Origin of the sequence: Novosphingobium kalidii, assembly GCF_040534015.1 — a bacterium.
Taxonomy (GTDB): Bacteria; Pseudomonadota; Alphaproteobacteria; order Sphingomonadales; family Sphingomonadaceae; genus Novosphingobium; species Novosphingobium kalidii.
In genome coordinates, this window is the sequence record NZ_JBEWLY010000017.1 from 45,394 (window position 1) to 57,590 (window position 12,197).

11 protein-coding genes are annotated in these 12,197 nt (G+C 60.9%); 5 read left to right on the forward strand and 6 right to left on the reverse strand.

Features of this window, described 5'->3' with window-relative positions; all coding sequences use genetic code 11:
• Positions 1 to 176: 176 nt before the first annotated feature.
• A complete protein-coding gene (locus tag ABVV53_RS11045) occupies positions 177 to 2,630 on the forward strand; it encodes a methyl-accepting chemotaxis protein (RefSeq protein WP_353984480.1) in 2,454 nt (817 codons plus the stop codon).
• A complete protein-coding gene (locus ABVV53_RS11050) occupies positions 2,627 to 4,096 on the forward strand; it encodes a chemotaxis protein CheW (RefSeq protein WP_353984481.1) in 1,470 nt (489 codons plus the stop codon). Before ABVV53_RS11045 ends, ABVV53_RS11050 begins: the two co-directional genes overlap by 4 nt.
• 48 nt (positions 4,097 to 4,144) lie before the next feature.
• On the opposite strand, the gene ABVV53_RS11055 is transcribed toward ABVV53_RS11050, so the two are convergent.
• Complete coding sequence (locus tag ABVV53_RS11055) at positions 4,145 to 4,387, reverse strand: hypothetical protein (protein WP_353984555.1); 243 nt, start codon at positions 4,385 to 4,387, stop codon at positions 4,145 to 4,147.
• Positions 4,388 to 4,561: 174 nt separating this feature from the next.
• Entirely contained in the window at positions 4,562 to 4,765 is a 204-nt protein-coding gene (locus ABVV53_RS11060; RefSeq protein WP_353984482.1) for a hypothetical protein, read from the reverse strand.
• Between the two features lie 729 nt (positions 4,766 to 5,494).
• Here ABVV53_RS11060 and ABVV53_RS11065 point away from each other — a divergent pair.
• Together ABVV53_RS11065 and ABVV53_RS11070 are read left to right on the forward strand one after the other, a co-directional pair.
• Positions 5,495 to 7,321: a methyl-accepting chemotaxis protein gene (locus ABVV53_RS11065; protein WP_353984483.1), complete on the forward strand. Its 1,827-nt coding sequence runs from the start codon at positions 5,495 to 5,497 to the stop codon at positions 7,319 to 7,321.
• 345 nt (positions 7,322 to 7,666) lie between these two features.
• On the forward strand, positions 7,667 to 7,993 hold the full coding sequence (locus ABVV53_RS11070; protein ID WP_353984484.1) for a PilZ domain-containing protein: 327 nt from the start codon (positions 7,667 to 7,669) through the stop codon (positions 7,991 to 7,993).
• Between the two features lie 23 nt (positions 7,994 to 8,016).
• On the opposite strand, the gene lpdA is transcribed toward ABVV53_RS11070, so the two are convergent.
• From lpdA to ABVV53_RS11090, 4 genes are read right to left on the reverse strand one after another with little or no spacing between them, the layout of a single operon-like run.
• Positions 8,017 to 9,432 carry a dihydrolipoyl dehydrogenase gene (gene lpdA, locus ABVV53_RS11075; protein ID WP_353984485.1) on the reverse strand — a complete coding sequence of 472 codons (1,416 nt, stop codon included), beginning with the start codon at positions 9,430 to 9,432 and terminating at the stop codon, positions 8,017 to 8,019.
• Positions 9,433 to 9,439: 7 nt separating this feature from the next.
• Positions 9,440 to 9,841 carry an acyl-CoA thioesterase gene (locus ABVV53_RS11080; protein WP_353984556.1) on the reverse strand — a complete coding sequence of 134 codons (402 nt, stop codon included), beginning with the start codon at positions 9,839 to 9,841 and terminating at the stop codon, positions 9,440 to 9,442.
• Entirely contained in the window at positions 9,819 to 10,208 is a 390-nt protein-coding gene (locus ABVV53_RS11085) for an acyl-CoA thioesterase (protein WP_353984486.1), read from the reverse strand. Before ABVV53_RS11085 ends, ABVV53_RS11080 begins: the two co-directional genes overlap by 23 nt.
• 3 nt (positions 10,209 to 10,211) lie before the next feature.
• Positions 10,212 to 11,576 (reverse strand): pyruvate dehydrogenase complex dihydrolipoamide acetyltransferase, encoded by a 1,365-nt coding sequence (locus tag ABVV53_RS11090; protein ID WP_353984487.1) that lies wholly within the window; start codon positions 11,574 to 11,576, stop codon positions 10,212 to 10,214.
• 157 nt (positions 11,577 to 11,733) lie between these two features.
• Between ABVV53_RS11090 and ABVV53_RS11095 the strand changes: the two genes are divergently transcribed.
• A complete protein-coding gene (locus tag ABVV53_RS11095; protein WP_353984488.1) occupies positions 11,734 to 12,186 on the forward strand; it encodes a universal stress protein in 453 nt (150 codons plus the stop codon).
• Positions 12,187 to 12,197: the final 11 nt, after the last annotated feature.

Genomic DNA, 12,197 nt, shown 5'->3' on the forward strand with positions numbered 1-12,197 from the left:
TGCGAGAAATAGGCTCGCAAGCACCCTGCCCTGCCCCGCTTACCAGCAGGTACAGCTGGTTCACCAGGCCGGCTACGTTCTCTGAAAAGACATCTATAATGAGGGAGATAGGAGAAGAGGTGAGCCTTGTAGCACCTCTTTTCCCGCCAAAACCATCAGCCTGTCGGAAGCGCTTCATGACCGTACATGTCCCCCAGAAGGCCCTCGAAACGTCGCGCGATGCGGGACTTCGCGACCTCGGAATATTGCTCGACAACTCTCAAGCGGTGATCGAGTTCACGCCCGATGGCACCGTTATTCGGGCCAACGAGCTGTTCTTGAGGCTGATGAAATATGCGCCAGAGGAGGTGATCGGGCAGCATCATCGCGTGTTTTGCGACGATGCTTTTGCCAACAGCTCCGACTACGAAGTCTTCTGGCTTGCCTTGCGCAGCGGGACGCACAAGGACGGCGAATTCAAGCGCATCGCACGAGATGGCAGCGAGGTGTGGATCCGCGCCAAGTATAGCCCCGTCGTCGAGGACGAGGTGGTCACCCGAATTATCAAAATCGCCATGGATGTGACCGCGACGAAGCGGGAAAGCATGCTCCACGAGGGCTTGCTGAGCGCTATAGACCGCTCGCAGGCCGTCATCGAGTTCGATCTGGGTGGCAACGTGCTCACCGCCAACGAGAACTTCCTCAAAGTTACCGGCTACAAGCTGGAGGAGATCGTCGGTCAGCACCACCGACTGTTCTGCACCGCCGACTACGCGCGATCGGCCGAATATGACATGTTCTGGGAAAAGCTCGGTCGTGGAGAGCATCACGCGGGCGCCTTCAAGCGCCTGGCCAAGGGGGGTAACGAGGTCTGGATTCAGGCAACGTATAACCCGATCCTCGATCTGCGTGGGCGGCCGATAAAGATCGTCAAATACGCGATGGACGTGACTGCTCAGCGCCTCGCCGCCGCTGAGGCAGAAGGCAAGGTCCAAGCCGTCGGACGGCAGCACGGCGTGGCCGAATATGACCTGTCCGGAAAGATCCTGGCGGCAAACGACATATTCTGCGCGATGATGGGGTACCGTCCCGAGGAGATCACCAACTTCCATCACCAGGAACTCAGCCACCCAGGATGCCATATTCAGGCCAATTACCGGCAGTTCTGGTACCGTCTAGGCCGAGGCGAGCACGAAACCAGCGACTTCCGGCGCCTGGGCAAGGATGGGCGCGAGATATGGGTCCATTCCACTTTCCACCCGATCCTCAATCTAGACGGACAGCCGTGGAAGGTAGTCGAATACGCTACGGACATCACTCAGGCCAAGCGCGTCACGCTTGAGTTCGAAGGGAAGGTCGACGCGATCAGCCGGGCCAGTTGCGTGCTCGAAGCCGCGCTGGACGGCACCGTGATTGATGCAAACCAGAACTTCCTCGATATGATGGGTTATTCCATCGAAGAGATCCGCGGCAAAGATCAGCGCATGCTGGTAGAGCCGGAAGTCGCTCAGAGCGAGGCGTATCGCCAGCGTGCCGAAGGGCTTTCACAGGGCGAGTTCCTATCCGGTGAGTTCAAGCGTATCGCGAAGGGCGGACGCGAGGTGTGGATACGCGCCACGGTCAATCCGATCCTCGACGTTTGCGGCACGCCTTACAAGCTTGTCACTTATGCGATGGACGTGACTGACGATAAGCTACGGACTATCGAAACCGAAAACCGGCTCGCCGCGATCGAGCGCAGTCAGGCAACGATCGAGTTCGATCTCGACGGAACCGTGCTGACCGCAAACGATAATTTCCTCTCGGTCATGGGCTACACACTGCGCGAGCTCGTCGGTCAGCATCATAGCATGTTCTGCCTGCCCGAGTACTTAAGGTCTAAGGAATATGGCGAGTTCTGGCGTCGTCTGAATGCCGGTGAGTCCCACGCCGGACGCTTCCATCGGCTGGGGAAGTACGGGCGCGATGTCCACATCCAGGCGAGCTACAGCCCTGTTTACGACTTGTCGGGCAAGCCGGTCCGGGTCATCAAGCACGCCTACGACATCAGCCATCAAGTCGAGCTGGAGCGCAAGATCGCGACCAAGACGCAGGAGATGCACAGCATGGTCGTGCAGCTGACGCAGGCGACCGCAACGATTTCGGATGGTGCCGTGGGTGCAAGCTCGCTAGCGACGGACACCGACGAAGCAGCAACGCAAGGCAGCGTCGCGATCAACAATGCCATCGAGTCTATCGATTTGATCAGCCGTTCGTCAGGCCAGATCGCCAAGATCGTCGGCGTGATAGGCGAGCTTGCCAGCCAGACCAATCTGCTCGCCTTCAACGCTGCCATCGAGGCCGCGCGCGCCGGGGAACATGGCGTCGGCTTTTCAGTGGTTGCCGAGGAGGTCCGCAAGCTGGCGGAGCGCAGCGCCGAAGCGGCCACTGAAATTTCACGATTGATTGAGGAATCGAGTGAGCGGGTCGCTCATGGGACCGACCGGTCCCAAGCCGCCCGATCCGCGTTCGAAGGTATCGTCAAGAGTGTGGAGAAAACCAATAAGTCCATCAACCAAATCGCTCAATCCGCGGAAATGCAGGAGAAGTTAACGATGCAGGTCGTTGGCATGATCGGTGATCTCTCCTCGTCGACCGGGGCACAGGGATGAACGCTCCCGCCGCACTGGAGGGTAGCGCGACGCAGTCGAGAGAAGTCCCGCCGCGGATAGACGTCGGCCTGATGCGATTGTGCGGGCGGGACCTCGCAGTTCCCGCCGCCAGCGTGCGTGAGGTTGTTCCGCTTCCCAACCGGCTTCACCCTGCCTTCTCCGAAAGCGGCTCTTGCGCCGGTACGATCGTCGTCCGCGGCCGTGCTATCCCGGTGCTCGATATCGCGGAGCGGCTCGGCCTTCCGCCGCGCGAGGAAGGCGGGGGCGTAGTCCTAATACTACGCCACGATCAGGCGCTGATCGGCCTTATCATGGACATGGTTTCCGGCCTGGCCCGGATCACCGAAGGTCAAATCCAGCCCCTCCACGCCGTGAACCAGGCACGTGCGCCGATCGTCGCCAGCAGCTTTACGCATGACGATACGTTGGTCGGGTTGATCGATCCGGCTGCCGTGTTTGCCGTGCCTGGGATCGCCACTGCTCAAGAGACCAGCCTGGATAAGGATAAGGGCGCGAGCGGACAGCGCTCCTCGGTCGTGCTGGTGACCCTCGCCGATGCGAACATCGCGCTCGACTCGGGCCTGGTGGTCGCAACCGTACCTGGCGTTCAGCTGAAACCCAGCGTGGCACCTGCCAGCAAATGGATAGGAGTCGTCCAGTATCTCGAACGTGAAGTGCCTGTCGTGGACGATCTCTCCCTCTTCGGACTGTCTGGTCGTGCTGCGGAAGGGTCTGGAGGGGCAGTCGTCCTGCTGAAATTTGATGACCAGCACATCCTGGGCCTCAAGATCGATAGCGTGAGGCGCATCCTGGCGCTTCACGAGAATGCGATTCAGCCACTTCCACCAGCGCTGCGCGAGCAGCTGACGCTCTTCGCCGGAGCGGTGATCGACCGTGAAGGCCAGCAGAACCTGATGCTCGACCACCAAGCGCTTCACGGGTGCGAGGCTTTGCGGATGATCTGCGCCCTCAATCGCTCCACGGCGCAAATCAAATCGGAATCGACGCTCGCGACAGGCACCATGGCGCAAGCTGACGCCATTCAACCATTCGTGGTGTTCCGCACTGGTAAGGGGTACCGCGCGGCCCCCCTCGCCTCGGTCAAGCAGATCATTCCCTATCCCTCGACCGTAACGGGAATCCGTCGCGCAGGATCGGCGCTGCAAGGCATCGCAAGCTACAATGGCTCTCCGCTGCCACTGCTGGACCTCGAAAGCGGAAGTTTAGATCATGCGTCAGGTCATACAACCAGAATGGTCCTGGTTGTGGAACAGGAAGGCGCCTACAACGGGCTTGTTGTGGAGAAGCTGGAAACCATTGCTCGGGCTACCGCGCAACGCCGTCCAGGCGGATCGGCAGCCGATTGCTTCATACAGACGCGCGTCGATAATAAGGCAAGAGCCGTTAAGGTCTGCGATCTCACCGAAGAAGTCCTCCGTTCCTCGATCGATCCTCCGAGCTGGTAGAAGAATTTTTAGGTGCCGCAGGTGTGCGCACCATCATAGTTGTGACGCTCACTCGGCTGCGCTGCTTCTCATTTCCGCGTAAGCTTTATCTCGCTCATCGGGGGGCAGAGATAAAAGATAGCGGCTTGCCTCCTTGTAAGTCAGAAAAGCCCTGCCGTTGACGATGATGGGCGTCTTTCGACCATTGTAAATGCGGCGAAGAAAGCGCCGCTGCGATCTGCCAAGCAGTTGTTCGTGGTCTTCGGTGATGACGGTGTCCGATCCTGAACAGATATCGTTTGCCGCTACCATTTGCACGGCAAGCGGACGATGCCTCGTTTCACCCAGAGATCATTCATCCCGGCGCCGAACACGGCAGCGCTTGCCGCCGCCAGAGCTTGCAGCTTGAACGCTTGGGAATGCCCAGTTCGCAGGTTCGAACAGGAATGACTTCTCGGGCACTAGGGCCGAGCGCGCTGAGTTGCGTTAATCCGCGCCGAACCGCAACGCACACCGCCGTTGATAGTGCGAACATCCAGCGGTCCCCAGGCGTCCACTGTCCATGCACCGCTCGCAGCGCGGCGCGGCGCGGCGCGGCAGCAGTAGCGGATCGTAGTGAGTCTGACGGAGGTTCAGCAGGTTCTCGGCGTTGAGAAACAGGCTGATTTTGCCCATCACCAGTTCGCCCATCGCACCCAGCTCGACATAGGGCCGGCTGCGAACGCGTTAGGGGTTGTCCTCCAGCGCCTGACGCCCGGTATCCAGGCGACAACGCAGCAGCAGCTCGGCGCCGCGGGTGCGGGTCGCCGCGCCCAGCGCGGGTGATGTGACCTAGACGCGCAGGCCCGGTGTTTCACCCATCAGCATGGCTATATTGCCAGGATTCATGAGGATCTTCTCCTCGATCTCCCCCGGTCCAGCACCTCGACCCGGATCGGCTCATCCTGAATCCAGCGGCCTGTGCGAGTCGCCTGCACGACGATCTCCTCGCCTACGTCCTTCTCCTCGGCGGGCGTTGCTGGACAAACGCGCTCGGCCGATCCTGTACCACCGCGGTACTCGCCAGAAAGACAGCCCGATCACCGGCACTATCGCTCCTCTTCCGCCAACTCTATACTGCAAAACGTTGTCCACGCGCATGCGATGCGATGGTCTTTGCGAACTTTGCGAAGGGCTCATAACCGCTGTACTCGCTACAGCGTCAAGCGCATCTGCACTTCCCCCCATTTCGAGGAAACTCAGTCGGCAGCAGCGAGAGTTTCCGTCCGACACACGAAGCCCTGTATTCGTCCTATAATGGGCACAGCTCTGACCAGCCTTTGCGCAGACGAGCGCTGCTGGGAATGCCTACATCGCCGAGAGCGATGCTTCCTCTGAGGGCGCCTGATTGCGAGCGGGCAGCCTTCTTTGGGATACTAAATGACTATTAAGCAGAAGCTCCTGGGTTGCCTCGCCATGTTTGCGGTGGCGACCATATTGCTCCTGGGCGCCTCATATTGGTCTGGATCGAACAGCAGCGCCGCTTTGCGGTCAGTGCTCGCTGATCGGGTGGTGCCGATGCGCGACCTGAAGATCGTGGCCGACAGCTACGCCGTCAGCATAGTCGATTCCGCTCACAAGGCGCGGAACGGGAATATCTCCCTTGCAGAAGCCGCTCGAACCGCTCGAGAAGGGGCCAGCGCGGCGCAGGCCGCTTGGCAGCGCTACCGCGCCACCGAAATCCAGGGGAAGGAGGAGCAGCTCGCTTCCAGTGCCGAAACGCGGATGCAGAAATCGAATGCAAGCGTCGACCGGTTGCTGAAGATTCTCGAAGCCAATGACCGCGCTGCGCTTGATCGCTTTGTAGCAGGAGAACTCTACCAAAGCATCGACCCCTTGTCCGAAACGATCGGTGAACTGGTCGGGCTTCAGATCAAAGTCGCTTCCGAGGACACGACAGCGGCACTCGAGACCGCACAAACCGCAACGTTGATCATGATCATCCTAGCGCTTGCTAGCGTTGCAGCTCTGGGCTTCTCGCATGTCACGATCACACGCAAGGTCATCGCTCCGATCCAGAACCTCGCGCGGGTTATCAAAGAGCTCGCCCGTTCCTCTGGGGAAACTCAGCTTCCCAACCTGGATCAAAAGGACGAGATCGGCGACATCACTCGTGCCGTCGACACTTTCCTCGACGCAGCCGTGACCAAGGAGCGCGATCGCGCGGCATCAGAGGCCGCCGAGCAGCAGATAATAACCAGTGCGCTTCGTGACAGCCTTGCCGCGCTGACGGCAGGCGATCTCACGGCCAGGATCACGGCGGATTTCCCCCCAGCCTACTCAGAACTCAAGACCAACTTCAACGACGCCTTGGAATCGCTGCGTGAACTGATCGGATCGGTGATCGAAAGCTCCCACAGCCTTCGTGCGGGATCGAGCGAGATCGCGCAAGCGTCGGAAGATCTTGCCCGCCGCACTGAGAGCAATGCAGCCAGCCTTGAAGAAACCTCTGCAGCGCTGACGCAGATCGACGGCCGCATCAAGGCAACGGCCGAAGCGGCCGGCCGTACCGTGACTCGCGCTGATGAAGCGATCAGCACCGTGTCTGGCGGACGTGTAGTGGCCGATGAGGCTGTGCAAGCCATGACCCGTGTACGTGAAAGCGCCAAGGGCATCGACGAGGTCATCGAGGGCGTCGACAAGATCGCTTTCCAGACCCGCGTTCTTGCCATGAATGCTGCCGTAGAGGCGGGCCGAGCGGGAGACGCGGGCCGTGGCTTTGCAGTTGTAGCAGATTTGGTCAGTGCACTGGCGATGCGCGCTGAAGAGGAAGCGAAGCGTGCTCGCGATCAGTTGACGTTGACGCAGACCGAAATCGTCACGGCCGTAGACGCTGTGCAGAAGGTGGACGGCGCGCTGGCCGGCATTTCCGACGGCGTGGGCGAAGTGCACCAGCTCCTCGGAGGTATGGCATCCGACAACCTGGCTCAGGCTTCGGCGATCGGCCAAATCAGCGTTGCCGTCAACAACATGGACCAGGCGACACAACAGAACGCAGCGATGGTTGAGGAAACATCGGCCGCGGCCCGCAACCTGAACGGCGAATCCGAAGCTCTCGCCGAAAAGGCCGGCCATTTCCGGATCAGCAATACGGGCGGGACGACCAAGACCGTGAGGAAAGCCCCCAAAGCAGTAACGCCCTCTTTGCCCCGCGGCGCGAGTCTGCCGGTCGCAGCCATGGTCGATGGCAATTGGGAGAGCTTTTAAGACCGGCATGAAGGCCACACCATCGCGGACGTGTCGAAAGCACGCTGAAGCTGTTCTAGATCATCGCAGAAGCCCCATGCTTGCCAACACTCTCTCGAGAGAACACATGTGGGCGTCGCGACCTAAATTGTGATCGCCGGGTTCCTCAGGATTCCTGGCAGCTTACATGGGCAATACGTCGTCGAGCGACCATCTGCCCGTGAATTAGAAGCGAGTACGTGCAGGTCCGGTTCGAATGCTTCGGGCCGGAAAAGCGGGGGACACGATGAATCCTGTTCCCACCGCGGCTCTGCTAACTGCTTTGTAAAGAGTACGCGGCAAGGCCTTTGTGAGGAGGCGCTGACATTGAAACACGAACCCTTTGATCCGCGTTCCGCCGCAGAGTTGGCTCCGCGCGTGCCGCGTGCGGGCATCACGCTCATCTGCGAAGTTCGTCAGGGATCACGACCATGGGCGCCTGCTCGGCTTGAGGACCTCTCGCCCGGCGGCTTCCGCATTGCTCGCCTGCCAGGCGCGCGCACGGAACTGCCGCTGCGTATCCGCATCCCTGGTATGCAGCTCCTGAGCGCTCAGATCCGATGGACGCGCGACGCAGCAGTCGGCTGTGCCTTTGCAGAGCCGCTGCACGTCGCCGTGTTCGACCACATCGTGCGCAACGCCGACGCGGCGTAGCGCACGACACAGTCGGTTGGGGCTTAGATGTGGATCGCTCTTCCAAATGCGGCGAGCGTCGCTTCGTGCATCATTTCCGAGAGAGTGGGGTGCGGGAAGACAGATGCAATCAATTCCGCTTCCGTGGTCTCCAGCGTCTTGCCGACGACGTAGCCCTGGATCAGCTCGGTGACCTCGGCGCCGATCATGTGAGCGCCTAACAGCTCGCCGGTCTTGGCATCGAATACGGTCTTGATGAAGCCCTCAGGCTCACCCAGCGCAATCGCCTTGCCGTTGCCCATGAACGGGAAAGTGCCGACCTTGAGTTCGTAGCCAGCTTCCTTCGCCTTCGCCTCGGTAAGCCCGACTGAGGCGACTTGTGGGTGGCAGTATGTGCAACCCGGAATGTTGCTGCGATCGAGCGGGTGCGGATGTACCTCGGTATTTCCGAGTTCCCGCGCGATAGCCTCCGCCGCCGTCACGCCCTCATGGCTTGCCTTGTGCGCCAGCCAAGGCCCTTCGACGCAATCGCCAATCGCCCAGACGCCTTTAACGTTGGTGCGTCCGAGCCCGTCGATCTTAATGAAAAACTTCCTGTCGGGTTCGATGTTAAGGTCTTCCAGACCTATATTCTCGACATTGGGGACGATGCCGATCGCCACGATGACGTGGCTGAACTCGGCCGCTTCCTCCTTGCCGTCCTTGTTCTTGATCGTGACCTTCACATTGTCAGCGCCCTTCTCAATCGCGCTGAGATTGGCCTTGGTCTTGATCTTGATACCTTGCTTGGTGAGCTGCTTTTCCAGGAAAGCCGAGACGTCGGCATCCTCGACCGGCACGATGCGGTCCATCATTTCAACCACGGTCACGTCAGCGCCCATGTCATTGTAGAAGCTGGCAAACTCAATGCCGATCGCCCCGGAGCCGACCACCAGCAGCTTGCTTGGCATTTCCTTGGGCGTCATCGCGTGGCGGTACGTCCAGATGCGCTCGCCGTCCGACTTGGCCTTCGGAAGTTCGCGCGCGCGCGCGCCCGTGGCGATGATGATGTGCTTGGCCTCGAGCGTCTCTGTGCCCTTTTCGCCAGTGACTTCCAGCTTGCCCGGCGCCAACAGCTTGCCGGTGCCCATGTGCACGGCAATTTTGTTCTTCTTCATCAGGTGCGTAACGCCCTGGTTAAGCTTGTCAGCCACCCCGCGCGACCGCTTGACCACTGCATCGAGATCGGCAGTGATGTTTTCCGCAGCCAAGCCGTAATCCTTGGCGTTCTTCATCTGGTGCAGCACTTCGGCCGACCGCAACAACGCTTTGGTCGGGATGCAGCCCCAGTTGAGACAGATGCCCCCCAACCGCTCACGCTCCACGATGGCCGTCTTGAGCCCGAGCTGCGCCGCGCGGATCGCTGCCACATAGCCGCCGGGGCCAGAGCCGAGAACGATGACGTCGTAGGTGTCTGCCACTGGTATCTTACTCCTGCTCGATAGCGCGGGGCCGGCCCGCATCGTCGATGGCGACGAACGTGAACGTCGCCTCTGTTACCTTGATTTCCTCGTCTTCGGTGCGGCGCCGGCGCCATGCCTCAACAGCGATGCTCATGGAGGATCGCCCCACCCGCTTGAGTTCGGCATAGACGGAGACCTCGTCCCCCACTCCAACCGGGAGGTGGAACTGCATGCCGTCGAGCGCGATAGTCACCGCTCGCCCTCGTGAATACCGGGCTGCAAAAAGGCCAGCTCCCGAATCCATCAGGCTGAGCAGCCAGCCGCCGAAGATGTCGCCGTAAGCGTTGGTGTCGGCCGGCATGGCCGTCACGCGCACCACCGGATCCCGTCTTTGCTGCGTCACCTCAGACGACCTGCGCAACCGCATCGACTGGACACGGGCTGTCGTTCGCATCGAGTACGACGAAAGTGAACGTGCCCTTCGCAACTTCGACTTGGTCCTCGCTGGCCCGGGCCCGCCCGAAGCCACGAGTCATCACCGTCATCGACGTGCGGCCCTTGCGCGCCACTTCGGCATAGACGTTAAGCTCGTCGCCAACCTGCATCACCCCCGGGAAGCTGAAATCGGTGGCGCCAACCACGACTGCCTTAAGCCCGGTCCGTCGAGTGACCAGCGAAGCCGCACCAAGTGCAAGCTGGCTCATCAGCCATCCGCCAAAGACGCCTCCGTAAGGATTGAGGTCCGTGGGCATCGCAGTGACGCGTATGACCAGGTCTCCCGTTGGCGAAAGCATACCTTAGGCAACCATTCCCAGTGGGCTCTCCACATGCTCGCGGAAGGCTGCCATCAGCCGCGCGCCGTCGGCGCCATCGACGGCGCGGTGGTCGAAGCTGCCGGTCGCCGTCATCACGGTCGCGACGCCAAGCTGCCCATCGGGCATGACCCACGGCCGCTTCTCGCCCGCACCAACTGCCAGAATGGTGGACTGTGGAGGGTTGATGACGGCTGTGAATTGCTTGATCCCCATCATCCCCATGTTGGAAATCGAGGCCGTGCCGCCCTGATATTCCTCAGGCTTCAGCTTGCCTTCCTTGGCCCGTGCGCCGAGGTCCTTGGTCGCCTTGGCGATCTCGGAGAAGGATCTGCCGCTCGCATCCTGCACGATGGGTGTAATCAGTCCGCCGGGGATGCTCACCGCCACGGAAATGTCGGCCCGGGTGTACTTGATCATCTCGTTGCCCGCGAATGTGACGTTACACTCGGGCACATCGACCAGCGCCTTGCCCAGCGCCTTGATGAGCATGTCGTTGACGGAAATCTTCACGCCCTGCTTGGCAAGGGCGTCGTTGAGTTCGGCCCGCATCGCCAATAGCTTGTCGAGCCGCACATCGACGGTGAGATAAATGTGCGGCGCCTGCTGCATCGACTGTGCGAGCCGGCGCGCGATGGTCTTGCGCATGCCTGAAAGCTTCTCGACCGCATGAGGCACACGCGCGTCGAGCAAAGCCCTGGTCTCGTCAGCCATCTCTACCGAAGCTGCCTCGGCAGGAGCGGACGTGTCGTTGGCCGGGGCTGGGGCCGGCGCCGGTGCGGTGCTCGCGGCCTTCGGCTTGCTCGTGCCGGGTTGAGCAGCATCAACGTCGGCCTTGACGACGCGACCGCGAGGTCCTGAGCCGGTGAGACTTTCAATATCGACGCCCTTTTCGGCAGCGAGCCGGCGGGCAAGCGGGGATGCGATGATACGTCCCTCCTCAGTTTGGGATGGAGCGGCGCCAAGCGCCGATGCGGGTGTCGGTGCAGGCGCGGCTTCGTTCGGTGCTGGTTCTTTGGCTGCGGGCTTTTCTGAAGGCGCAGGACCTGTCGGCTGAGAGGGCTTTTCCGCTTCCGCGCTCTTGCTCTCGACTGCGGAGAGGTCTTCGCCCTCCTCCGCCAGCACGGCAATGACAGTCCCGACTTTCACGCCCTCGCTACCCTCTGAAACGAGGATCTTGCCGACGGTACCTTCATCGACTGCCTCGAACTCCATGGTCGCCTTGTCCGTCTCGATCTCGGCCATGATGTCGCCGGACGAGACGGTATCCCCCTCCTTCACGAGCCACTTCGCCAGCTTGCCTTCTTCCATCGTGGGCGACAACGCGGGCATCTTAATCTGGATCGGCATGGCGAAAAGCGGTTCCTCTTGGCGGGGAGTGCCTACGCAGTCCTTGGACAAAATGGCAGCCAGGAGCAAGTCGCTTGCGTTCGCGAGTGCGGTAAAGGCGCTGCTTGCAACGCGGTAGAAACAATCCGATATGCCGCCGCACCAGGAGGAAAGATCAATGCGCGTCTATCTCGTCATCGTCGACGAGTCCGAAGAGGCTCTCGTTGCCTTGCGCTATGCAGCCAGGCGAGCGGCGCAAACCGACGGGAGTGTCCATCTTATCGCCCTCGTCCCGCCACAGCCGTTCAACGCCTTTGCCGGAGTGCAGGCCACCATCGAAGAGGAAGCGCGTTCGCGTGCAGAGACTCTCGTGACCGCAGCAGCCGGCAACCTCCTGTCGCAAGGCGGCAAGATGCCCGCGATTTCAGTGCTAATGGGGGAGGACGTGAAGGTTGTGCGTGAATACATCGACGGGCACCCCGAGGTTTCCGCGCTTGTCCTCGCCACGGCCAAGGAAGGCGGACCAGGGCCACTGGTTTCGCACTTCACCGGCCTTGGCCCCAAGATGCCCTGCCCCGTTTTCGTGATTCCCGGCCACCTGGATGAAGCGGAAATCGACCGGCTGAGCTAAGCTCGCCGGCT